Source organism: Caballeronia sp. LZ019, assembly GCF_031450825.1.
Lineage (GTDB): Bacteria > Pseudomonadota > Gammaproteobacteria > Burkholderiales > Burkholderiaceae > Caballeronia.
The window spans coordinates 1,615,277-1,639,325 of record NZ_JARTVZ010000005.1 but is presented as its reverse complement, the minus strand read 5'-3'; the positions used below and the strand labels follow the sequence as shown (position 1 = coordinate 1,639,325).

Below are 24,049 nucleotides of genomic sequence, written 5' to 3'. Positions count from 1 at the left end.
GCGCGGCGCGAGCGCCAGGGCTCACACCGCGATTGATGGATTACGTGGATAACGGCAGGTTCTGAGGGAGCTTTAGTGTGCCGCTAAAAAAATCGCCCGCCCTACTCCGCCAGCCCGAACTCCCGCATCGCGGGCACGAAGTCGTGATTCGCCTTATCCGTATTGCGCGAGAGTTTGGCAAGCGCATAACGCTGGAACGGATCGAGCGTGGCCCACTGCGAGAGGCTGGGCGCGCTCACGCCCGACAGGCTGCTCTGACGGACGACGGCCTCGGGCACGGCATCGGCGTGCGCCCAGACCGGCTCGGGGTCGCGCGGGATTTTGTCCGGCGCGGCGTTCGCGTGCGTCTTCAGCATCTCTTCGAGCGCGAGATCGAAGTTCTTCTCGACGTCGGCTTCATTCTCGATCGGAAAGCGCGCGAGGAGCACGCGATCGTCGTAGGGAAGCATCTGCCATTGATCGAGCGTGATGCGCATGCCGAAGCGGTCGAGGTTGAAGCGCACCGCGAGCGGAATGAAGCGCAGGTTGTCCGAAGATTCGATCTCGAACTTGAAGAGACGAGCGGCGTCGTAAAGTCCCATGGCGATAGCCTCGTTGGTTTTGAGGGGCGCGCGCCGGCGCGCATCGCCCGCTTAAGTTATTGTAGGGCCTGGTGTTGGGCTGGAACCGTGCATTCTGTGCCGCTGCGTGCGCCTGTGAACGAGCGGGAACAGCATGTGGGGTGAGCAAGCCGCATACCCGGACTCTAACCAGGTCCTCGTTCGTGCAGCAACGGAGTGCAGTCAAGTGAACCAACTGGAAACCGAAGATCAGCCGGGTTATGTCGAACGGCAAGTGCGCAGGCATCGGCGGGGCGAGCTCGCCGTTGCGAGCGATAACGTCGGTCAGGAATGGCCCGTCGCGCTGGTGTTCAACGGCATCTCGCATGCGGTGATGATGTGCACGCCGCGCGATCTCGAAGCCTTCGCGGTGGGCTTTTCGCTGACCGAGGGCATCGTCGAGCGGGGAAGCGACATCCACGATATCGAAGTCTTTTATCGCGACGATGGCCACGCGCTGCCGCATGCCGAGGTGCATCTGCAAGTCGTCCAGCAGGCGTTTCTTGCGCTGAAGGACAAGCGTCGCGCGCTCGCAGGCCGCACCGGTTGCGGCGTGTGCGGCATCGAAAGTATCGACTTGCTCGATCTTCAGCCAGAGCGGGTGCCGGACACCGGCTTCCTGACGCGGCTTGCCCCCGATGCGATCGAACGCGCGGCGCGCGAGTTGCCTGTGCATCAACGTCTGACGAAGCTGACGGGCGGGCTGCACGCCGCCGCATGGTGCGATGAAACCGGCGCCGTACAGTTCACGTTCGAGGACGTAGGGCGGCACAACGCGCTCGACAAGCTCATCGGCCAGCTCGTGCTGCAGCGCGTGGATACGACGCAGGGCTTCGTGTTCCTCTCGAGCCGCGCGAGTTACGAGCTCGTGCGCAAGTCGGCGCGCGTCGGCGTGCCGATGGTCGTCACCATTTCCGCGCCGACATCGCTCGCCATTTCCATCGCCAGGCAGGCGGGGCTGCGGCTCGTGAGTTTTGCGCGTGAGAGTAGTTATGTGGAATACGACGTGGAATAAGCGCGCTCACTGGAACTTCGTGAAATCCGCCTTCCTCTTCTCAAAGAACGCCGCGAACGCCTCTCGCGCTTCCGGCGCGACGAGCATCCGCGAAAAGTGCGCTGCTTCCTCCTCCATGCGCGCGGACACTTCCGCCGACTGCGCGCCTTTCATCAGCGCCTTCGTCGCGCGCAGCGAGCCCGCGGGCAGCGCCGCGAGCCGTCGCGCACGCTCGAACGCGTAGGCATCGAGTTCGGCGGCATCCATCACGCCGTTGACGAAGCCCATGCTCACCGCTTCGTCGACGCTGAACGCTTCGCCCAGCAGCAGCTTCTCCGCCGCGCGCTGATATCCCGCGATACGCGGCAGCAGCAGACTCGACGCCGCCTCCGGACACAGCCCTAGCTGCACGAACGGCAGCGAGAACTTCGCGTTTTTCGCGGCATAGACGATGTCGCAATGCAGAAGCATCGTCGTGCCGATGCCTACCGCGACACCCGATACCGCCGCGACAACGGGCTTCGGCATGCCGGAAAGACGCCGCAAAAACTGGAATACGGGCGCGTCCTGGTCCTTCGGCGGATCGTTGAGAAAGTCTTCGAGATCGTTGCCCGCGCTGAACGCACCGCCGTTGCCGCGCAGCAGCACCGCGCGCACGGCCGGGTCTTTCTCGGCTTCATAAAGGCCGTCCGCCATCTCCTGATACATCGCCGCGGTGATCGCGTTCTTCTTGTCGGGGCGATCGAGCACGATGCTCAGCACGCCTTGCGCGCGTTCGATGACGATATCCATTGCGCTGTCTCCTCCCGATGCCGACGTCCGCGAGCGTCGCGCCCGCGGACGGTCGATGATCAAACGCGTTCGATGATCCCCGCCGCGCCCATGCCGGTGCCGACGCACATCGTCACCATGCCGTACTTCAGATTGCGGCGGCGCAGGCCGTGAACGACCGTCGCGGAGCGAATCGCGCCCGTCGCGCCGAGCGGATGCCCCAGCGCGATCGCCCCGCCGAGCGGATTCAGCTTCGACGTATCGAGCCCCAGATCGTTGATGACCGCGAGCGATTGCGCCGCGAACGCCTCGTTCAGCTCGATCCAGTCCAGATCGTCCTGCGTCAGGCCCGCCGCCTTGAGCGCAGCGGGAATGGCTTCCTTCGGCCCGATGCCCATGATTTCCGGTGGCACGCCACGCACCGCGAAGCTCACGAAGCGCGCGAGCGGCGTCAGGTTGAACTGCTTGAGGATCTTCTCGGACACGACGATCAGCGCGCCCGCGCCATCCGAAGTCTGCGAGCTGTTGCCCGCCGTCACCGAGCCCTTGTTCGCGAACACGGGCCGCAGTCTGGCGAGACCCTCGAGCGTCGTGTCGGCGCGCGGGCCTTCGTCGAACACAATCTCGCGCGCATTTACGCGCACTTCGCCGCTTTCGAGATCGGGGAAGCGCTCGTTCAGCATGTAGGCGGCGATCTCATCGGCGAATTCGCCCGATTGCTGCGCAGCCAATGCCTTGCGATGCGACTCCACCGCGAACGCGTCCTGCGCCTCGCGGCTCACCTTCCAGCGTTCGGCCACCTGCTCGGCCGTCAGCCCCATGCCGTACGCAATGCCGATGTCCTCGTTGCGATCGAAGATATGCGGCGACAGCGACGGCTTGTTGCCCATCATCGGCACCATGCTCATCGATTCGCAGCCGCCCGCGATCATCGCGTCCGCTTCGCCCACGCGAATGCGGTCCGCCGCCATCGCGAGCGCGGTCAACCCGGACGCGCAGAAGCGGTTGACCGTCACGCCGCCGACCGTCTTCGGCAGCCCGGCGAGCAGTGCGCCCATGCGCGCGACGTTCAGCCCCTGTTCGGCTTCCGGAATCGCGCAGCCGACGATCGCGTCTTCGATCACGTTCGTATCGAGCCCCGGCACTTGCGCGACGGCCGACTTGATCGCGTGGACGAGCAGTTCGTCCGGGCGCGTGTTCCTGAACACGCCGCGCGGCGCCTTGCCGATCGGCGTGCGGCTCGCGGCGACGATGTATGCGTCTTGCAATTGTTTGCTCATCTTCAAAGCTCCGCTCAGTTACGCACCGGCTTGCCGGTCTGCAACATGCCCATGATCCGTTCCTGCGTCTTCTGCGTGCCGAGCAGTTCGATGAACGCGCGGCGCTCGAGCGCGAGCAGCCATTCTTCATCGACCATGCTGCCGCCTTCGACGTCCCCGCCGCACACCGCTTCCGCGATGCGGCTCGCGATCAGAAAGTCATGCGCGCTGATGAAGCGTCCGTCACGCATGTTGACGAGCGACGCCTTGATCGTCGATATCGCCGAGCGGCCCGCGACCGGCACCTGCTTCACGCGCAACGGCGCGCGATAGCCCGCATCGGACAGCGCGCGTGCTTCTTTCTTTGCGATGTCGAGCAGCTCGTGCACGTTGAACACGATCGTGTCCGATGGCTTCAGATAGCCCATCGCGCGTGCTTCGAGCGCGGAGCCGGAGACTTTCGCCATCGCCGCGTTCTCGAACGGCTTCTGCAGGAACTTGAGCAGATCGCTCGTCGCGTTGACGGCGCTCGCGGCTTCGGCGGCGCGCAACGCGGCTTCCTTCAGGCCGCCGCCCGCCGGCACGAGACCGACGCCCACTTCCACGAGCCCGATGTAGCTCTCGATATGCGCTACGCGCTTCGCCGAATGCAGCAGCAATTCGCAGCCGCCGCCGAGCGCAATACCCGATACCGCCGACACGACCGGCACGTTCGCGTACTTGACGCGCAGCATGCCTTGCTGGAACTTCTTCACGAACGGTTCGATGCCTTTTGCCCCGCCCATCATGAACGCGGGCATGGCTTCCTCGAGATTCGCGCCCGCCGAGAACGGACCGCCCGGTGCGCCGAGCGTGAGCGACGTCGGCTGCCAGATCACCACGCCGCGATACGCCTTCTCCGCGAGCTCGATGGCTTGCGTGAGTCCGTCGATGACGCCGGGACCGATGGTGTTCATCTTCGTCTTGAACGAGACGATGACGACGTCGCCCTGATCGTCGTCGAGCCAGGCGCGCACGCTATCGGTTTCGATGAGCGTCTTGCCGTAGCTCTTCGGATCGGCGCCCGTTTCGCCGATGATCGGCGCGCGGAACACCTGCTTGCCGTAGACGGGCAGCGTCGAGCGCGGCTCGAATTTGCGCGCGGCGGGCGACCAGGACCCTTCATCGGTGTGGACGCCGCCTTTCTCTGCGACGAGGCCGTCGAGCACCCATGCGGGCAGCGGCGCGCTGGACAGCGCCTTGCCGGCGTCGATGTCTTCCTGCACCCACTTCGCGATCTGTTGCCAGCCCGCCGCCTGCCAGCTTTCGAATGGCCCCTGATTCCAGCCGAAGCCCCAACGGATGGCGAGGTCGATGTCGCGCGCGTTATCGGCGATCGATTCGAGATGCACCGCGATGTAATGGAACACGTCGCGGAAGATGGCCCACAGGAAGTGCGCCTGCTTGTTGTCCGTTTCGCGCAGCAACTTGAAGCGTTCAGCGGGCGGGCGCTTCAGGATGCGGCCGATGATCTCGTCGGCTTTCGCGCCGCCATCGACGTATTGCGCGGTCTTCGGATCGAGGACCTTGATGGCCTTGCCTTCCTTTCGATAGAAGCCTGCGCCGGATTTCTGGCCGAGCGCGCCGTTCTTCACCAGCTCGGCGAGTACGGGCGGCGTCGTGTAGACGGGGAAGAACGGATCATCGGCGAGGTTGTCCTGCATCGTCTTGATGACGTGCGCCATCGTGTCGAGGCCGACGACATCGGCGGTGCGGAAAGTGGCCGATTTCGCGCGGCCGAGGCGTGCGCCGGTAAGGTCGTCGACTTCGTCGAAGCGCAGCCCGAACTTCTCTGCTTCGGCGATGACGGCGAGGATCGAAAAGACGCCGACGCGGTTCGCGATGAAGTTCGGCGTGTCTTTGGCGCGCACGACGCCTTTGCCGATGGCGCTCGTGAGGAACGTTTCGAGTTGATCGAGGATTTCCGGCTTCGTCGATGCGGTCGGGATGAGTTCGACCAGATGCATGTAGCGCGGCGGATTGAAGAAGTGCACGCCGCAGAAGCGCGCCTTGAGTTCTTCATCGAAGCCGTTCGACAGTTCGGTGATGGAGAGTCCGGACGTGTTGCTCGCGAAGATTGCGTGCGGCGCGATGTGCGGGGCGACCTTTTTGTAGAGGTCGTGCTTCCAGTCCATGCGCTCGGCGATGGCTTCGATAACGAGATCGCATTCCCTTAGTTTCTCGATGTCGTCGTCGTAGTTGGCCGGTTCGATGTATTGGGCATCGTCTTTCATGCCTAGCGGCGCTGGCGAGAGCTTTTTGAGATTCTCGATCGCCTTCAGCGCGATGCCGTTTTTGGGGCCTTCCTTCGCTGGAAGGTCGAACAGCAGCACGGGCACGCGGGCGTTGATCAGATGCGCAGCGATCTGCGCGCCCATCACGCCGGCGCCGAGCACGGCGACTTTGCGGATGTTCAAGGTGCTCACTTGGTTTTACCTCTCCAGGTTGGGAGTTTTTTTGCTTCTGCGGCGCGGTCGGGTGGGCTTGGTGCGTTCGGTTGATTTGCTACGTTGTCTTGCGTTTGCTTGCAGTAGCCGCCTCCCCGGGCGCACTAATAGACCGCCGCGAATACAAGCTCACCGAAATAAATCAAAACCAGGCCTCATCGAATTCCATAAGAGACTTGGCTCCCGATCGCGCAGCGCGAATAGTAGAAGCAGTCTCAGGCAGCAGCTTGGCGAAATAGAACCGAGCGGTGGCCAGCTTGGCCGTATAGAACGCATCGCCGGAAGCGGCCCTGTCGAGCGCAACCCTAGCCATGCGCGCCCAGAAATAGGAGAACACCAGATGCCCAACCGTCCGCAAGTACGGCACGGCAGCTGCGCCCACTTCATCAGGATTCTGCATGGCCTTCATGCCGATCTCCATGGTGAGCTTCTGAACCTTCTCGCCGATATCGGCAAGCGGATTGATGAACTCCTGCATCTCGGGCTTCACGCCCTCTTCCTCGATGAACTCCGCCACGACCTTGCCGAAGGCCTTCATCTTCACGCCCATGTCGCCAAGAATCTTGCGGCCGAGCAGATCGAGCGCCTGAATGGAATTGGTGCCTTCGTAGATCATGTTGATGCGCGCATCACGGACGTACTGCTCCATGCCCCATTCGGAAATGAAGCCGTGACCGCCGTAAATCTGCATCGCGAGATTGGTGCCTTCGAACGCGTTATCGGTGAGAAACGCCTTGATTACGGGCGTGAGCAGCGCGACAAAATCAGCCGCTTCCCGGCGCGCCGCTTCATCCTCGTGCGACAGTTCCTTGTCGATATTGAGCGCCGCCCAATACGCGAACGCACGGCCCGCCTCGGCATACGCCTTCTGCGTAAGCAGCATGCGACGCACATCCGGATGCACGATGATCGGATCAGCCGGCTTGTCCGGCGCTTTCGGACCGGTGAGCGAGCGCATCTGCAAACGCTCCTTCGCATACGCGAGCGAGTTCTGATACGCCACTTCCGTCAGCCCGAGTCCCTGCATGCCGACACCCAGACGCGCCGCGTTCATCATCACGAACATGGCGTTCAAGCCCTTGTTCGATTCACCGACGAGCCAGCCCTTCGCGCCATCCAGGTTCATCACGCAGGTCGCGTTGCCGTGGATGCCCATCTTGTGCTCGATCGACCCGCACTTGATGCCGTTGCGCTCGCCGATCGCGCCGCTCGCATCCGGTACGAACTTCGGCACGATGAAAAGCGAAATGCCCTTCGTGCCCATCGGCGCGCCCGGCAGACGCGCGAGCACCAGATGCACGATGTTCTCCGCCATGTCGTGCTCGCCGCTCGAGATGAAGATCTTCGTGCCGGTGAGCGCATAGGAACCGTCGCCGTTCGGCTCCGCCTTCGTGCGCAGGATGCCGAGATCGGTGCCGCAATGCGGCTCGGTCAGGCACATGGTGCCCGTCCACACGCCTTCGACCAGCTTCGGCAGATACACCGACTTCTGCTCCGGCGTGCCGTGCGCGTGCAGACACTCGTATGCGCCATGCGACAGGCCTGGGTACATCGTCCAGGCCTGATTCGCGGAGTTCAGCATTTCGTACAGCGCATTATTGACGAACGCAGGTAACCCCTGCCCGCCGAACTCGGGATCGCAGCCGAGCGCGGGCCAGCCCGCCTCGACATACTGGCGATACGCCTCCCTGAAGCCCGACGGCGTCTTCACGACGCCATCGCCCTCATACGTGCAGCCTTCGCGGTCGCCCGTCTGGTTGAGCGGAAAAACAACCTCGGAGCAGAACTTGCCGGCTTCCTCGAGCACCTGGTTGATGGTGTCCGCATCGAGATCGGCATGCTTCGGCATGCGCTTCAGTTCTGCTTCGACGTTCAGCAATTCATGCAGCACGAACTGCATGTCGCGAAGGGGGGCGGCGTACTGTCCCATGACTCTCTCCAGTTTCTCGAGCTTGGTCGTTGCGCGCCGCCGAACCCTTCACGATTCAGCCGACGCCGCTAACGGCTCCCATGTTGATGCGAAGTCAGATTCGCCGACGCACCCGCGCCGCCCAGCGCGCCCGGCTCGATTGCCTGCCGTGCGCCGCCATCGGCGGATGTGTTCGACGTCTGATACGAAACGAACGTCTTCTCCAGCGCGTCCCGCGTCAGTTGCACGGCTTCCGGCAAGTGCAGGAAACGCGCGTCGTGATGCAGGCCGAGCGTAAAGCTGTACAACTCGAAAAGCATCAGTTTCGGATCCGTCTCCTGCTTCAGATGCCCTTCGTCCTTCGCCTGGCGAATCGCCCGCAACAGCGCCTCGCGCCAGGTGGTCACGCTGCTCACGAGCTGCTCGCGCACCGCACTCGCCGCTCGGTCGTCATACTCGACCGCCCCGCTGATGTAGATGCAGCCCGTCGTCACTTCGTCGATGCGCTTCTCCATCCAGCGGCTCATCATGGCCCGCAATCGCGGCAAGCCGCGCGGCTCGCGCAAGCTCGGGAAGAAGACTTCGTCCTCGAAACGGCGGTGGTACTCGCGCACCACTTCCACCTGCAAGTCCTCGCGTGAGCCGAAATGCGCAAACACGCCGCTTTTGCTCATCTGCATCCGCTCGGCCAGAAGGCCGATCGTCAATCCCTCCAGCCCGTCCCGGCTTGCCAGATCCAACGCTGCGTCGAGAATCGCGGCCCGCGTCTGTTCGCCTTTTCGCATGATCCCTACCGTCCTCTCGTGACCCGATTGAAAACGAACGGCCGTTCTATTATTGTGGCCGAACGCCGGTGATACAAGCAATTTATTAGAAAGCCGTTTCTAACTCTTCGTCGGAGTCAATGAGATAAATCTCAAACTCGACTCGATGATTGTCGCTTTTTATGCATGGACTGCATGTAAGTGACTGCCCGACTTCCCATTTCGTGGGAGCATGTTTGACACCTGTCAACCATTCTGCCCCGTGTCAGGCTTTTTTGGCTTCAATCGTATTGGCCGATGGTGATGACTTTCATCATCGCGCGATAGCTGTTGTAGGCGAGCCAGCTCAAAACGCGCTCGGTGACAGGACGCGACGCATAGTGCTTCTCGTCGATGGGACTGCCATCGTCAAAAGCCTGAAGAATGGCGTCGTGCAAGCCGGCGATTTCCGGGTGATTCACGAGCACCATGTTCGCTTCGTTGTTCAGGACGAGCGAGAGCGCGTCGAGGTTCGAGGAGCCGATCGTTGCCCAGTCGGCGTCCACGACAGCGACCTTGCCATGAAGCATGGTCTTTTCGTATTCGGCGATCCGCACGCCGTGCTTCAGCAAGTTGCCGTAGAGAAAAGGCGTCGCGTAGTCGAGCGCGACGAATTCCTTGCGCCCGATGACGAGCGAAACGCGCACGCCGCGTCGCGCCGCCTGGACGAGCGCGCGCCGCAGTTTGCGACCGGGCATGAAATAGGGGTTGGCGAGCAGCACTTCGCGCTCGGCATGGGCGATGGCTCGTAAGTACGCCTTCTCGATGGCGCGCCGGTTCAGCAAATTGTCCCGCGCGACGAACGCCACGCACGGACGGTCCACCGCATGAATCTCGCCGAGGCGCGCGCGCTGACGTGCGCGCATGGCGCGCCGGGAACTCCATCGGCTTTGCGGCGGCTCCGGATCGCAGCCCGCCGCGCGCGGCTCGCGCGGCTTGACGCCGAGCCGGATACGGTCCCATTGCACATCGAAGGCATCGCGCACGTCCTTGACGACGGGCCCCTGCGCTTCCATCGCGAAATCCCAGCGGGGCTCGTCCAGCCGCGTTCCGTTCTGGTCGTAGTCATCGACGATATTGATGCCGCCGCAAAACGCATACGTGCCGTCGACGAGCGCGAGCTTCCGATGCGTCCGCGAAAAGCCGAGCGGCCCGAACAGCAGATGCGGGTTGTAGATCCGATGCTCGACGCCGCTTTCCTTCCACTGCGCAAACATCGGGAGATTGCCTTCGGTGCCGACGCCATCGGTAATCACGCGCACCGTCACGCCGCGCGCCGCCGCGCGCACGAGCGCATCGGAGACGGCGCGGCCGATGTCGTCGTTGGCGAAAATGTACGTTTCGAGCGACACGTACTCCTTCGCATTGTCGATCCGCTCGATCAGCGCCGGAAAGAACGACACGCCGCCCTGAAAAATCCGCACCTCGTTGCCGACGGTGAAGCAAAGCCGTGGCGGACGCCGTCCGGAAAACAGCGCCTCGCGCAACCGCTTGAAGTTGCGCCGCGGCCGCACACCGATCATCGGCTATGCGCCGCGAGGCGCTCGGGCAGTTGAAGAATCGCTTCGCGGTTCGACCACGAGAAGCAGCGGTCAGCCGCTTCGCGCAGCGGCAGCCACAAGTGCGACGTGTGTTCGCGCGGCGCGAGTGTCACTTCCAGACAGTGCGGTACACACAAGCTGAACTGGTGTTCGGTGTTGTGCAGGACACCTTCCGCATAGCGATGCCGCCACTGCGGATAGATCTCGTACTGGATGCTGTGATGCCAGTCGAGCAGCGCGGCCTGCGGCACGAGCGGACTGCCGACGATGATTCCCGTCTCTTCCTGTACTTCGCGCACGGCAGTCTCGATGAGCGGTTCGTCGAAGGTGTCCTTCGAGCCTGTCACGGATTGCCAGAATCCTTTGTGATCTGCTCGCTCGATGATGAGGACATCGAGGTCGGGCGTATGGATGACGACCAGGACGGACTCGGGGATTTTGGGCGGCTTCTGCATGACGTGAGGAACGCGCTTTCGTTATGTCTTTGGCCCGGAGACTGTAACGCAAAATATGAAAAAGGCGCGGGCCAAAACGGTCCCGCGCCTTCTTCATGACGACAATGCGACCTTACTGCGCCTTCTGCTCCGGCTGACGCAGACGGATATGCAGTTCGCGCAACTGGCGTTCGTCGACTTCGCTCGGCGCTTGCGTCAGCAGGTCCTGCGCGCGTTGCGTCTTCGGGAAGGCGATGGTGTCGCGGATCGAATCGGCGCCCGACATCAGCGTGACGATGCGGTCCAGACCGAACGCGATACCGCCGTGCGGCGGGGCGCCGTACTGCAGCGCGTCGAGCAGGAAGCCGAACTTGAGGCGCGCTTCTTCCGCGCCGATCTTCAGCGCGCGGAACACCTTGCTCTGCACGTCTTCCTGGAAGATACGCACCGAACCGCCGCCGATTTCCCAGCCGTTCAGCACCATGTCGTAGGCCTTCGCGAGGCAACGGGCCGGATCGGTTTCGAGATATTCGAGGTGCTCGTCCTTCGGGCTGGTGAACGGGTGGTGCGCGGCCACGTAACGGTTCTCTTCCTCGTCGTACTCAAACATCGGGAAGTCGATCACCCACAGCGGCTTCCAGCCGGTTTCCAGCAGGCCGTTCGCCTTGCCGAATTCCGAATGACCGATCTTCAGGCGCAACGCACCCAGACTGTCGTTCACGACCTTCGCGCGATCGGCGGCGAAGAAAATGATGTCGCCGTCCTCGGCGCCGGTGCGCTCCATGATCGCCGCCAGCGCCGCGTCATGCAGGTTCTTGACGATCGGGCTTTGCAGGCCGTCACGGCCCTTGGTCTTGTCGTTGACCTTGATCCACGCGAGACCCTTCGCGCCGTAGATACGCACGAATTCCGTGTACCCGTCGATGTCCCCGCGTGACAGCTCGCCGCCCTTCGGCACGCGCAGCGCAGCAACGCGGCCGTCCTTCGAGTTCGCCGGCATGCTGAACACTTTGAAGTCGACGTCGCGCACGGCGTCGGTCAGGTCGGCGAATTCGAGCTTCACGCGCAGGTCGGGCTTGTCGGAACCGAAGCGGCGCATCGCTTCCGAATAGAGCATCACCGGGAATTGCTCCGGCAGCGCGACATCCATCGTCTCCTTGAAGACATGGCGGATCATGTTTTCGAACAGATCGCGAATCTCCTGCTCGTTCAGGAACGAGGTTTCGCAGTCGATCTGCGTGAATTCCGGCTGACGGTCGGCGCGCAGGTCTTCGTCGCGGAAGCACTTCGTGATCTGGTAATAGCGGTCGAAGTTCGCCACCATCAGCAATTGCTTGAACAATTGCGGCGATTGCGGCAGCGCGAAGAACTGGCCGGCATTCACGCGCGACGGCACGAGATAGTCACGCGCGCCTTCGGGCGTGCTCTTGGTGAGCATCGGCGTTTCGATGTCGATGAAGCCTTGCGCGTCCAGATACTTGCGCACTTCCATTGCCACGCGATAGCGCAGACGGAGATTCTTCTGCATCTGCGGACGACGCAGGTCGAGCACGCGATGCGTGAGGCGCGTGGTTTCGGAGAGATTGTCGTCATCGAGCTGGAACGGCGGCGTCACCGATGCGTTCAGCACCGTCAGCTCATGGCACAGCACTTCGATCTTGCCGCTCGTCAGGTTGGCGTTGGCCGTGCCTTCCGGCCGGTTGCGCACCACGCCCTTCACCTGCACGCAGAATTCGTTGCGCACGCCTTCGGCGACGCTGAACATCTCGGCGCGATCCGGATCGCAGACGACCTGAACGAGCCCTTCGCGATCGCGCAAGTCGATGAAGATAACGCCCCCGTGATCGCGGCGGCGATGCACCCAGCCGCACAGCGAGACGGTTTGGCCCAGCAGGGCTTCGGTCACCAGACCGCAGTATTCAGATCTCATCGACATGATGTGTGTGTGTTTCGTTGTTCGTTAATCAACGGCTCGCGTGCGGAACGGCGCTTCGTCGGCTCGATTCCCTGCGCGCGCCGGCATTACATCGGCGGCTCGGTGGGGCGGCGCGCAGGCGCAACCTGCGCGAGCGGCGTGCTCGGAGCGGGGGCCACCACGCCCATCGAGACGATGTACTTGAGTGCCGCGTCGACGGTCATGTCCAGTTCGACGACTTCGCTCTTCGGCATCATCAGGAAGAAGCCGGAGGTCGGGTTGGGCGTCGTCGGCACATAGACGCTCACGTGATCTTCCTTCAGATGGTTGAGCACGTCACCGCCGGGTATGCCGGTCAGGAAGCCGATGGTGTACGAACCCTTGCGCGGATACTCGATCAGCAGCGCCTTGCGAAATGCATTGCCGCTCGACGAAAGCAGCGTGTCCGACACTTGTTTGACGCTGGTATAAAGCGGGCCGACGACAGGAATATGACGAACGATCGCGTCCCACCACAGCACGAGCTTCTGCCCGATGAAATTCTGCGTGAGCAGGCCGACGATGAAGATGAACGCCAGCGTGAGCAACGCGCCGAGGCCCGGCAGGTGGAAACCGAAGACGCGCTCGGGCTGCCACGCGGACGGCAACAGCAGCAGCGTCTGGTCCATTGTTCCGATCACGAGGCCGAGCACCCACAGGGTGATGGCAAGCGGCACCAGCACGAGCAGGCCGGTGAGGAACACGGTTTTGAGCGTAGTCTTTTTCGTCGTCACGTTTTAGTCGATATGGTCGCTGCGAGCGGTTGGGCGGGCCGGGCGTGAGCGGAGCGCGGCTCTCGCGTTCGATGCGGCTCGTAGGGGTCTCGGACCGCGCGGCAGTGCGGATCAGCGGCCGCCGCGAAATCAGCCGCGCCGCACGGCAGACGCCCGGGCGTCAGGCGGCGTCCGACGATGCGGGCGAAGCCGGCGCGCTCGCGGCGGGCGTGGAGCTTGCAGACGCCGACGCATCGGACGAGGACGACGACGCGGCGCTGGCGCTATCGCCGGCCGCAGCCGTTTCGCCGGATTTCGCCGTCGCCGCATTCGACGAGCCGCCGTTGTTGCCGCCCCGGAAATCCGTGACGTACCAGCCGGAGCCCTTCAACTGGAAACCCGCCGCGGTAACTTGCTTGGAGAATGCGTCCTTTCCGCAGGCAGGACATTGCGTGAGCGGTGCATCGCTCAGTTTCTGAAGCACGTCTTTTTCGTGGCCGCAGGATGCGCAGCGGTATGCGTAAATCGGCATGGCACTCTTCCTACAATGATCTGTCAACGCTTGCAAAGCCTTGAATTATAGCCGCAAACGGGCTTATGCCCGGATTTTTGGCTACGCGCTATATGAGGATCGCATCGCAGGATTTCAAGCGCGCCGCCAGGTCAGCCAGCGCTCGCGGCCGGCGAAGACGGGAATCGAGCCGCTCACTTCGCGATCGTCGATCAGTTCGAAATCCGGGACGAGAAGCGCATCGAGTTCGCCGCGTTCGATCCCGAACGGCGGCCCTTTCGGTGTCGCGCCGATGAAAAAGAAGCCGGCGAGCAGTGCGCCGGGTTGCAGCAGCGCGGCCATGCGCGCGGCATAGTCCGTCCAGCGATGCTTCGGCAGCGCGCAAAGAAACGCGCGTTCGTATATCCAGTCCGGCGCGAACGGCGGCTGGTAGGAAAAGAAATCGACCTGCTCGACGATCTCCGCCCGCGCGCCCAACTGCTCGCGCGCCGCCGCGACGGCGCTCGCCGAGAAGTCGATCGCCCGCACGGTGCAGCCGTGTTCGGCCAGGAACGATGCTTCGTACGCACTGCCGCAGCCGGGAATCAGCACTCGAGTCGCCGCCGCGTCAGGCAGCCCGGCCGCGAACGACGCGAACGCCTCCGGCACGCCCGCCTGATCCCACGGCGTGAAGCGCTGATCGAACCGCTCGTCCCAGAAGCCCGGCGTGTCCGGATTGCGGTTGTTGAAAGCCGGATCGCTCATGGATGACCCATCCACATCTGTGCGATGACCAGGCCCGCGCCCGCCATCGCCACGAGGCCGACAACCAGCAGCGTGATCAGCAGCCGATTCGTGCGCTTCTGCTCCGCGAGAAGCAGGCGCATGGTGTCGTCGTTGCCGCTTCTCGGCACGTCATGGCGCTCGGCGAGCAGATGATGGATCAGCCGCGGCAATTGCGGGATCGTCTTGCTCCACTGCGGCGCTTCCATCTGCAGGCGCTCGTACCAGCCGCGCCAGCCGATCTGCGCATTCATCCAGCGTTCCAGATACGGTTTCGCGGTTTTCCAGAGATCGAGTTCCGGATCGAGCGAACGGCCGAGCCCTTCGACGTTGAGCATCGTCTTCTGCAGCAGCACGAGTTGCGGCTGAATCTCGACGTTGAAGCGTCGCGACGTCGAAAAGAGCCGCATCAGCACCTGCCCGAGCGATATGTCCTTCAACGCCCGGTCGAAGTACGGCTCGCAGACCGCGCGAATCGCGCTTTCGAGTTCCTCGACGCGCGTGCTCGGCGGCACCCAGCCGGACTCGAGGTGCAGCGTGGCGACGCGGTGATAGTCGCGCTTGAAGAACGCGAGAAAGTTCTGCGCGAGGTAGTTCTTGTCGAAGTCCGACAGCGCCCCGACGATGCCGAAATCCAGCGCGATATAGCGCCCGAAGGTGGCCGGATCGAGACTGACCTGAATATTGCCCGGATGCATGTCCGCGTGGAAGAAGCCGTCGCGGAACACCTGCGTGAAGAAAATCTCGACGCCCTCGCGAGCCAGCTTCGGAATGTCCACGCCCGCAGCGCGCAGCGTTTCCACCTGGCTGATCGGCACGCCGACCATCCGTTCCATCACGAGCACCGTCGGCGCGGACAGGTCCCAGTACATCTCCGGCACGAGCAGCAGGTCGAGGCCCGCGAAGTTGCGCCGCAACTGGCTGCCGTTCGCGGCTTCGCGCATCAGATCCAGTTCGTCATGCAGATATTTGTCGAACTCCGCGACGACTTCGCGCGGCTTCAGTCGCCGGCCGTCCGGCCACAGACGTTCGGCCCAGATCGCGATATCGCGCAGCAAGGCCAGATCGGAATCGATGACGGGCAGCATGCCCGGCCGCAGCACCTTCACCGCGACGGGCTTGCCGGCGTGCTCGCCGTGCCTGATCTTCGCGAAGTGCACCTGCGCGATCGACGCGCTCGCCACCGGCACGCGCTCGAAATCGTCGAAAAGATGGTCGATCGGCGCACCGAGCGCCTTTTCGATGATCGACACCGCCAGGTTCGAATCGAACGGCGGCACGCGATCCTGCAGCTTGGCGAGTTCGTTGGCGATATCGACCGGCAAGAGATCGCGCCGCGTCGAAAGCACCTGACCGAATTTCACGAAGATCGGGCCGAGGCTTTCCAGCGCGAGTCTCAGCCGGATGCCGCGCTCGATGTCGAAGCGGCGGCCGAACGTGGTGATGCGCATCAGATAGCGGACGCGCCGATCGTTGATGCCGCTCATCACCAGCTCGTCGAGGCCGAATCGGACGATGGTGAAAAAAATCTTGAGGAAACGCAGAAAACGCATGGTCGGGGTTCGCTTCAGCTCGTTATTCGTGCGAGTCGCGCACGGACTCGCCGCCGGTCCGCGCTGAGGCGCCGCGGGCCGTGGATCGTTGCTGGACGGTCTGTTCCATCCTCTCGATACGCTTCTCGACGCGCGCCAGGGCATCCCGCGCACGCGACAGTTCCGCGTTGAACGCATCGAGCGCGTTCTTGCGCACGAGTTGCGGGCGTTCGTCGAGCAGATATTCGGCGACCGAATCCAGCACATTGCGGCCCGTGCGCCGCGCCTGTTCCTGCACCGTCCGCGCGATGCGGCCGACACGATGCGCGGGCGCATCGCCGATCACGCGCGACAGGTCTTCCTCCGGGTCCCACCGCAAATGTTCGGCCAGCTTCGCGAGCGTCGTCGCGAATTCGGCATCGCCTTCGATGCGCACATGCTTCATCACCGCCGCCTGCCCGCCTTGCAGGAAGGCGGGCAGCGCGTCGAGCGGCACGGCGATGGTCACGTCGAAGTGCGGCGCCTGGGCTTCGCTAATGGCGGCGAAAAGGCCGTCGGCCTGCGCGACGAGGGCAATCGATACCGGCCCGCACACGAGTCTCACGCACTTGCCGGCATACGGCTTGACGCGTTCGCGCGCCCACGGCTCGCGAACCAGCAGATGATTGACGACGGCCGCGAACGCAGTGGACGCGGACCTCAAGGCGGGAGTGGTGGCGGGACGGGATGATTCGTATGCGTTCGTCATCGGCTCTGAGATGAAAAAACCCGCGCAAGCGGCAGCTCGCGCGGGTTCTATTCTACGGTTTATAGCCGCGCAGGCGCGCGGCCATGCCCTAGGGTGAGTCTTTTTGAAACAATGACGGCAGTTTCTCGCTGACGCACCGGCCGCCGCCCGTGTGGGCGCGGCAGCCGGCGATCGATCAGCTGACCTGCTGGATGCCGGCCAGCAGCCAGCCTTCGTTGCCCGCTTTCTGCTTCGACAGGTTCCAGACTTCGACGAACGGTTCAGCCGCCGCCCCTTCCGACTCGCGGATCAGGCCGTGGAAGCGCACGCTCGCGAGGTACTCGCTTGCGCGATCTTCGACGCCGAGCACGTCCGCGTTGAGCTGCACGACATCCGTGCGATTCGGCGTGGCACCGCGTGCATCGACGTCCAGTTTCACTTCGGCGAACATTTCGGGCGTCGTGAATTCGCGGATGTCGTTGACGTTGCCGCGATCCCACGCGTCCTGCAGACGCACGAAGTACACCTTCGCGTTACGGACGAACGCTTCGGTATCGAAGCCCGCCGGGACGTCCGGTTGCGCGACGGCCGTGGCGGGGGCATCGATCACATTGCCGCCGAAAGCGCTCGACTGCGGCTGAAACGTGCGCGCCGGCTCCTGATTCAGCCCGGTGCGGGCGGCCGAGTTGCCAGTCAAGTTGCCATAAGGCGAAGCGGAACCCGCGCCCGCGTACGCCGGCGTCGAGTTGTTGCCCTGGCGCTTTCTCATGATGAAGCGGAACAGCATGACGGCCGCAAGCACGATCAACGCGATCATGATCATGTTCGCCATCGCGCCGGCGAAGGCTTCGCCGAGGCCGAAGTGCGACAGCAGCGCCGCGATGCCGAGACCTGCGGCGAGACCGGCGATGGGCCCGAGCCAGCGATTGCGCGCGGGCTGCGCCGCCGCAGCAGCGGGCGCGGGTTGCGCGCGCTGAGCCTGCGCGGCCTGGCCCTGCTGCATGGATTGCGACGGCGGCGTCGCCTGATGCTGCTGCGTTGCCGTGGCCGACTGCCGGCCCATGCTGCGGCCGCCGCCCATGCGCTTGGCTTCCGCCGTTTCCGCGAAAATTGCGCCAGCCGCGATAACGCCAGCCAGCGCCAGGATTCCGGCCTTCCTGAAGAAGACGCTCAGGAAGCCCCGGGTTTGGGGTGTGCGCGAATCGGACATTTCGAATCCTTTAGAGAGTGGAACACTAAAATTTGGTCCCGACGTGTAACGCTACCACGCCACCTGACAAATTGTAATATTCGACCCGATCCAGGCCCGCTTGTTCCATCATTGTTTTCAAAGTTTCCTGGTCCGGGTGCATGCGAATCGACTCCGCCAGATACCGGTAGCTGTCGGCATCCTTCGCAACTTTCTCGCCCAGCCACGGCAAAACCTTGAAACTAAACAGGTCGTACGGTTTCTTGAGCGGTTCCCAAACCTTGGAGAATTCCAGCACCAGCAAGCGCCCGCCCGGCTTGAGCACGCGGTGCATCTCGGCAAGCGCCCGGTCCTTGTGCGTCATGTTGCGCAAACCGAAGGCGACTGTAATTACATTGAAATAATTGTCAGGGAAAGGAATTTTCTCCGCATCGCAGAGAAGCGTCGGCGTGATCACGCCTTTGTCCACGAGCCGGTCGCGCCCGACGCGCAGCATCGACTCGTTGATGTCCGTGTGCCAGACCTCCCCGGTCTCGCCGGCCTGTTTGGCGAAGGCCATCGCCAGATCGCCGGTGCCGCCCGCGATGTCCAGCACCCTGTAGCCCGCCCGCACCCTGGCCTGCCCGATCGTGAAGTGCTTCCAGATGCGGTGCAGCCCGCCGGACATCAGGTCGTTCATCAGGTCGTAGTTGCTCGCGACGGAGTGAAACACGCCCGCCACCTTTCTCGCCTTGTCCTGCTCGTCAACCGTTTCGTATCCGAAGTGGGTCTTGCTCATAGCGCTCGTTCCTCGCCTGTTGTTCGTTGTCGACCCGCGCAATCGTCGCGCCGGCCATGCGGCGTTATGCCGCGAATCGTTTATTTAGTGGCAGTGTCCGCCCGACGCCTTCGCCGCCATCGGCGCGTCGCGGTCGAGACCGGCGGCTTCGAGCTTCGCCAGATAGTCGCGCCAAAGCGCATCCTGCCGCGTCGCGAGATCGTAAAGAATGTCCCACGAATAGATCCCGGTGTTGTGGCCGTCCGAAAAGTTGAGCTGCAGCGCGTAATGGCCGACCGGTTCCACGCCGATGATGCTCACCTCGCGCTTGCCCGTCTGCAGGGTCTCCTGCCCCGGCCCGTGGCCCTGCACTTCAGCGGACGGCGAATAGACGCGCAGGAGTTCGAACGGCACGCGATACGACTCGCCGTCGCCGTATTGCAGTTCGAGCACGCGGGATTTCGAATGCAGAACGACGCCGGTGGGAATCGGCGTCGTCGATGTCAGTCCGCTCATGATGAGCCTTATCTCTTGAAATTAATGGTGGCCGAACGCCTGATTCAGCTCGTTGCGGATGGCTTCGCGCAAGAGCGTCGCCTGCGCGCGGCGCTTGGATAGCTGCGCCTCGGAAACCGTGCGCTGACGCGGCGCCCAGATGGGCAGCGGAAAACGGGAATCGTTGGAAAAGCGGGGAATGACATGCCAGTGCACATGCGGCACCTGATTGCCGAGGCTCGCCAGATTGATCTTCTCCGGCGCCAGCACGCGGCGCATCGCGCGTTCGACGCCATTGACGGCGGTCATCACGCGCGCACGGTCCGCGTCCGGCAGATCGGACATTTCGCCGACGTGCGCGCCCCAGACGACGCGGCACAGGCCCGGCCAGTCGGGTTCATCGGCGAGGACGACGCGCAATGCGTCGTCCGCCCACAGCACTTCGCCGCCGTCTTCACGGCAAAACACACAGTCCATCGCGACCCTCTAACGAAATCAAACATCGATTCCGCTATTACACCAGCACGCGCTCGATACCGCCATTGTTCGCGCGTTCGACGTACTGTTCCATCCAGTTCTCGCCGAGCGTCTTGCGCGCGATCTCCACGACGATGTAATCCGCCTCGATGTTGGCGTCTTCGTTGTAGCGCGACAGCCCTTGCAGGCACGACGGGCAGCTCGTCAGGATCTTCACGTCCGTGCCGCTGGTCTGCGCGCCGTCGCCCGCCGACAGCACCGAGCCGGGCGCCGCGCCGGCCGTGCCCGCGGATGCGTTCATCGGATTGATCGCGTTCGAACCGGCTTCAGCCACGAGCGGAATGCCGCGCAGTTTCGCCGCACCCTTGCGAATTTCCTCTTCCTTGCGGAAGCGCACTTGCGTCGAAATGTCCGGACGCGTGACCGCGAAGGTGCCCGACTCGCCGCAGCAGCGATCGTTCTTCTGAATCTTGTAGCCGTCGTTTTCCGAGCCCATCAGGTCGTTCACGAGCTTCACCGGGTCCATCGTCTTGATCGGCGAGTGACACGGGTCGTGATACATGTAACGCGTCCCCTTCACGCCTTCGAGCTTGATGTTCTTTTCGAGCAGGAACTCGTGAATGTCGATGATCCGGCAGCCGGGGAAGATCTTCTCGAATTCATAGCCCGCGAGCTGGTCGTAGCAGGTTCCGCACGACACGACCACGGTCTTGATGTCGAGATAGTTCAGCGTATTGGCCACGCGATGAAACAGCACGCGGTTATCCGTGACGATCTTCTCGGCCTTGTCGTACTGGCCCGCGCCGCGCTGCGGATAGCCGCAACACAGATAGCCCGGCGGCAGCACGGTTTGCACGCCCGCTTCCCACAGCATGGCTTGCGTGGCGAGACCGACCTGCGAGAACAGGCGCTCGGAGCCGCAGCCGGGGAAATAGAACACGGCTTCGGAATCCACGGTCGTCGTCTTCGGATTGCGGATGATCGGAACGATCTTGTTGTCCTCGATATCCAGCAGCGCGCGCGCCGTCTTCTTCGGCAGATTGCCCGGCATCTTCTTGTTGACGAAGTGAATCACCTGCGTGATCACCGGCGGCTTGCCGACCGTCGCGGGCGGTTTGGCCGTCTGCTTCTTCGCGAACTTCTTGACGATGTCGTTGCCGAGACGCTGCGCCTTGTAGCCGACGTCCATCATCGCGGTGCGCGCGAGGTTGATGGTCTGCGGATTCGTCGCGTTCAGGAAGAACATGCCGGCCGCGTTGCCCGCGTTGAACTTCTTCTTGCCCATCTTGCGCAGCAGGTTGCGCATGTTCATCGACACGTCGCCGAAGTCGATCTTCACCGGGCACGGCGTCGAGCACTTGTGGCAGACCGTGCAGTGGTCGGCGACGTCGTTGAATTCGTCCCAGTGCTTGATCGATACGCCGCGGCGCGTCTGCTCTTCGTAGAGAAACGCTTCGACCAGCAGCGAGGTCGCGAGAATTTTGTTGCGCGGGCTGTAGAGAAGGTTCGCGCGCGGCACGTGGGTCGCGCAGACCGGCTTGCACTTGCCGCAGCGCAGGCAGTCCTTGATGGAATCGGAGATCGCGCCGATATCCGACTGCTGCATGATGATCGATTCGTAGCCCATCAGCCCGAACGACGGCGTGTACGCGTTGCGCAGGTCCGCGCCCTCGAGGAGCTTGCCGGCGTTGAAGCGGCCCTGCGGATCGACGCGCTTCTTGTACGCGCGGAACTCGCCGATTTCGTCGTCGGTCAGGAACTCCAGCTTGGTGATGCCGATGCCGTGCTCGCCCGAAATCACGCCATCGAGCGAACGCGCGAGCTTCATGATGCGCGCGACCGCGTGATGCGCGTCCTGCAGCATCTCGTAGTTGTCCGAGTTGACGGGAATGTTCGTGTGCACGTTGCCATCGCCCGCGTGCATGTGCAGCGCGACGAACACGCGGCCGCGCAGCACCTGCTTGTGGATGGCCTGCGCCTCGTCGAGGATCGGCTTGAACTCGCCGCCGTTGAAGATCTGGCGCAGTTCCGCGCGAATCTCCTGCTTCCACGAAATGCGCAGCGTGCGGTCCTGCGCGAGATGGAACACGTTCGCGTCCGGCTGCACGTCCACGCGGTCGGCGAACTTCTCCGCGAGCGCTTCGTAGCCGAGACCGACGAGATAATGCTGCGCCTCGCGCAACGGCATGTCGAGCTTTTCGCCGACGAAGGTCCAGCGGTCGCGCACGCGCTTCATCAGGTCCAGCGCCTGCTGCACGCGGTCCTCGAGCAGTTCGGCGCTCGGGATCTCGTTGGCGTCGTCGCTCTTGCCGAGCGGCAGCTTGCCGTTGCGGAAGAAGGTTTCGAGCGCGTCGAGCAATTGCAGCTTGTTCTTGATCGACAGTTCGATGTTGATGCGCTCGATGCCGTCCGTGTACTCGCCCATGCGATTGAGCGGGATCACGACGTCTTCGTTGATCTTGAACGCGTTCGTGTGCTTCGCGATGGCGGCCGTGCGCGAGCGGTCGAGCCAGAACCGCTTGCGCGCTTCCGCGCTCACCGCGACGAAGCCTTCGCCGCTCTTGCCGTTCGCCATGCGGACGACTTCCGACGTGGCGTGCGCGACGGCATCGGCATCGTCGCCGACGATATCGCCGATCAGCACCATCTTGGGAAACGCGTTGCGCTTGCTCTTCGTCGCGTAGCCGACCGCGCGCAGATAGCGCTCGTCGAGGTGCTCGAGACCGGCGAGAATCGCCCCGCCCCGCTTCGACGTCTCGAACAGATAGTCCTTGATTTCGACGATGCTCGGAATGGCGTCGCGCGCCTGACCGAAAAATTCGAGGCAGACGGTGCGCGTATGCGCGGGCATCTTGTGCAGAATCCAGCGCGCGGACGTGATGAGCCCGTCGCAGCCTTCCTTCTGCACGCCCGGCAGGCCGGACAGGAACTTGTCGGTCACGTCCTTGCCGAGCCCTTCCTTGCGGAACGTGCGCCCGGCGATGTCGAGGTTCTCCGTGCGGATGAGCTTCTCGCCCGGCGCGCGATTGCCGTCGAACCAGTCAAGACGAAAGCGCGCTACGTCGACATCGTGAATCTTCCCGAGGTTATGGCCGAGCCGCGTGACTTCGAGCCAGTTGCCTTCGGGATCGACCATGCGCCACCACGCGAGGTTGTCGAGCGCCGTGCCCCACAGCACCGCCTTCTTGCCTCCGGCGTTCATCGCGACATTGCCGCCGACGCACGATGCATCGAGCGAGGTCGGATCGACGGCGAACACGAAGCCCGCCTGCTCCGCCGCTTCCGTGACGCGCCGCGTGACGACGCCCGCGCCCGAGAAAATCGTCGCGACTTTGTGATCGACGCCCGGCAAGTCCGTCATTTCGACCGGCCCGAGCTGTTCGAGCTTTTCCGTATTGATGACGGCCGAGAACGGCGTGAGCGGGATCGCGCCGCCCGTATAACCCGTGCCGCCTCCGCGCGGAATCACGGTCAGGCCCAGTTCGAAGCACGCCTTGATGAGCCCGGCGATTTCAGCCTCGGCATCGGGCGTGAGCACGACGAACGGATATTCCACCCGCCAGTCGGTCGCGTCGGTCACGTGCGAGACGCGCGACAGGCCATCGAAGCGGATGTTGTCCTTCTGCGTTTCCTTCCCGAGCACCCGCGACGCGCGGCGGCGCAGGTCCGCCATGCGGTCGAATTCGGCGGCGAAGTCATCGACGGCGCGGCGCGCGGCCGCGACCAGCAGTTGCACGCGCTCGGCGCGCTCGCGGCTGCCCGCTTCGGCGCTGTGCTCGGACAGGTCCGCGCTGCGCCGTTTTTCGATTTCCGCGAGCCGGTGATTCAGCGCCTCGACGAGCATCGCGCGGCGCTTCGGGTTGTCGAGCAGGTCGTCCTGCAGATACGGATTGCGGCGCACGGCCCAGATATCGCCGAGCACTTCGTACAGCATGCGCGCCGAGCGGCCCGTGCGGCGTTCGGCGCGCAGTTCGTCGAGCGCGGCCCAGGCTTCGTCGCCGAGCAGGCGCATGACGATTTCGCGATCGGAGAACGACGTGTAGTTATACGGAATCTCACGCAGGCGGGGCTCGATATCGAGCGCCAAGGCGGCATGGGCGCCGTTCGGATCGAAGGCTTGAGGTGCGTTCATGTTC

Annotated in this window: 20 protein-coding genes; 1 reads left to right on the top strand and 19 read right to left on the bottom strand. The window is 63.4% G+C overall.

Annotation, left to right across the window (positions count from 1 at the left end; all coding sequences use genetic code 11):
* Positions 1 to 101 precede the first annotated feature (101 nt).
* A complete protein-coding gene (locus P9255_RS21130) occupies positions 102 to 581 on the bottom strand; it encodes a nitrate reductase associated protein (RefSeq protein ID WP_309763379.1) in 480 nt (159 codons plus the stop codon).
* A 205-nt stretch (positions 582 to 786) separates the two neighbouring features.
* Here P9255_RS21130 and fdhD point away from each other — a divergent pair, with 205 nt between their 5' ends.
* Positions 787 to 1,614, top strand: coding sequence for a formate dehydrogenase accessory sulfurtransferase FdhD (fdhD, locus tag P9255_RS21125; protein WP_309763380.1), 828 nt, complete (start codon positions 787 to 789; stop codon positions 1,612 to 1,614).
* Positions 1,615 to 1,620: 6 nt separating this feature from the next.
* On the opposite strand, the gene P9255_RS21120 is transcribed toward fdhD, so the two are convergent.
* From P9255_RS21120 to P9255_RS21035, 18 genes are all read right to left on the bottom strand, one after another.
* Positions 1,621 to 2,385 (bottom strand): enoyl-CoA hydratase, encoded by a 765-nt coding sequence (locus P9255_RS21120; RefSeq protein ID WP_309763381.1) that lies wholly within the window; start codon positions 2,383 to 2,385, stop codon positions 1,621 to 1,623.
* Between the two features lie 59 nt (positions 2,386 to 2,444).
* Entirely contained in the window at positions 2,445 to 3,644 is a 1,200-nt protein-coding gene (locus tag P9255_RS21115; protein ID WP_309763382.1) for an acetyl-CoA C-acyltransferase, read from the bottom strand.
* Positions 3,645 to 3,658: 14 nt separating this feature from the next.
* Positions 3,659 to 6,088 carry a 3-hydroxyacyl-CoA dehydrogenase/enoyl-CoA hydratase family protein gene (locus P9255_RS21110; protein WP_309763383.1) on the bottom strand — a complete coding sequence of 810 codons (2,430 nt, stop codon included), beginning with the start codon at positions 6,086 to 6,088 and terminating at the stop codon, positions 3,659 to 3,661.
* A gap of 163 nt (positions 6,089 to 6,251) precedes the next feature.
* Complete coding sequence (locus P9255_RS21105; protein ID WP_309763384.1) at positions 6,252 to 8,039, bottom strand: acyl-CoA dehydrogenase C-terminal domain-containing protein; 1,788 nt, start codon at positions 8,037 to 8,039, stop codon at positions 6,252 to 6,254.
* A 68-nt stretch (positions 8,040 to 8,107) separates the two neighbouring features.
* Entirely contained in the window at positions 8,108 to 8,803 is a 696-nt protein-coding gene (locus P9255_RS21100; RefSeq protein ID WP_309763385.1) for a TetR/AcrR family transcriptional regulator, read from the bottom strand.
* A 260-nt stretch (positions 8,804 to 9,063) separates the two neighbouring features.
* Positions 9,064 to 10,344 (bottom strand): phospholipase D-like domain-containing protein, encoded by a 1,281-nt coding sequence (locus P9255_RS21095; protein WP_309763386.1) that lies wholly within the window; start codon positions 10,342 to 10,344, stop codon positions 9,064 to 9,066.
* Positions 10,341 to 10,817, bottom strand: coding sequence for a dihydroneopterin triphosphate diphosphatase (gene nudB, locus P9255_RS21090; RefSeq protein ID WP_309790402.1), 477 nt, complete (start codon positions 10,815 to 10,817; stop codon positions 10,341 to 10,343). The genes P9255_RS21095 and nudB overlap by 4 nt, the downstream gene beginning before the upstream one ends.
* A gap of 112 nt (positions 10,818 to 10,929) precedes the next feature.
* A complete protein-coding gene (gene aspS / locus P9255_RS21085; protein ID WP_309763388.1) occupies positions 10,930 to 12,732 on the bottom strand; it encodes an aspartate--tRNA ligase in 1,803 nt (600 codons plus the stop codon).
* Between the two features lie 86 nt (positions 12,733 to 12,818).
* The gene (locus tag P9255_RS21080) at positions 12,819 to 13,484 is read right to left on the bottom strand and encodes a DUF502 domain-containing protein (protein ID WP_309763389.1); all 666 of its coding nucleotides are present in this window, start codon (positions 13,482 to 13,484) and stop codon (positions 12,819 to 12,821) included.
* Between the two features lie 160 nt (positions 13,485 to 13,644).
* Entirely contained in the window at positions 13,645 to 13,995 is a 351-nt protein-coding gene (locus tag P9255_RS21075; protein WP_309763390.1) for an FmdB family zinc ribbon protein, read from the bottom strand.
* Between the two features lie 114 nt (positions 13,996 to 14,109).
* Positions 14,110 to 14,718 carry a methyltransferase gene (locus tag P9255_RS21070; RefSeq protein ID WP_309763391.1) on the bottom strand — a complete coding sequence of 203 codons (609 nt, stop codon included), beginning with the start codon at positions 14,716 to 14,718 and terminating at the stop codon, positions 14,110 to 14,112.
* Positions 14,715 to 16,289 (bottom strand): ubiquinone biosynthesis regulatory protein kinase UbiB, encoded by a 1,575-nt coding sequence (gene ubiB, locus P9255_RS21065; RefSeq protein ID WP_309763392.1) that lies wholly within the window; start codon positions 16,287 to 16,289, stop codon positions 14,715 to 14,717. Before ubiB ends, P9255_RS21070 begins: the two co-directional genes overlap by 4 nt.
* Positions 16,290 to 16,311: 22 nt before the next feature.
* The gene (locus P9255_RS21060; protein WP_309765351.1) at positions 16,312 to 16,971 is read right to left on the bottom strand and encodes an SCP2 sterol-binding domain-containing protein; all 660 of its coding nucleotides are present in this window, start codon (positions 16,969 to 16,971) and stop codon (positions 16,312 to 16,314) included.
* A 220-nt stretch (positions 16,972 to 17,191) separates the two neighbouring features.
* Positions 17,192 to 18,205, bottom strand: a complete 1,014-nt coding sequence (locus tag P9255_RS21055; RefSeq protein WP_309790401.1) for a Tim44-like domain-containing protein — start codon at positions 18,203 to 18,205, stop codon at positions 17,192 to 17,194.
* 25 nt (positions 18,206 to 18,230) lie between these two features.
* Positions 18,231 to 18,962 carry a bifunctional demethylmenaquinone methyltransferase/2-methoxy-6-polyprenyl-1,4-benzoquinol methylase UbiE gene (gene ubiE / locus P9255_RS21050; protein WP_309763394.1) on the bottom strand — a complete coding sequence of 244 codons (732 nt, stop codon included), beginning with the start codon at positions 18,960 to 18,962 and terminating at the stop codon, positions 18,231 to 18,233.
* Positions 18,963 to 19,046: 84 nt separating this feature from the next.
* Positions 19,047 to 19,457 carry a DUF971 domain-containing protein gene (locus tag P9255_RS21045; RefSeq protein WP_309763395.1) on the bottom strand — a complete coding sequence of 137 codons (411 nt, stop codon included), beginning with the start codon at positions 19,455 to 19,457 and terminating at the stop codon, positions 19,047 to 19,049.
* Positions 19,458 to 19,478: 21 nt separating this feature from the next.
* A complete protein-coding gene (locus P9255_RS21040; RefSeq protein ID WP_309763396.1) occupies positions 19,479 to 19,913 on the bottom strand; it encodes an HIT family protein in 435 nt (144 codons plus the stop codon).
* A gap of 37 nt (positions 19,914 to 19,950) precedes the next feature.
* The gene (locus P9255_RS21035; RefSeq protein ID WP_309763397.1) at positions 19,951 to 24,045 is read right to left on the bottom strand and encodes an FAD/FMN-binding oxidoreductase; all 4,095 of its coding nucleotides are present in this window, start codon (positions 24,043 to 24,045) and stop codon (positions 19,951 to 19,953) included.
* Between the last annotated feature and the right edge of the window lie 4 nt (positions 24,046 to 24,049).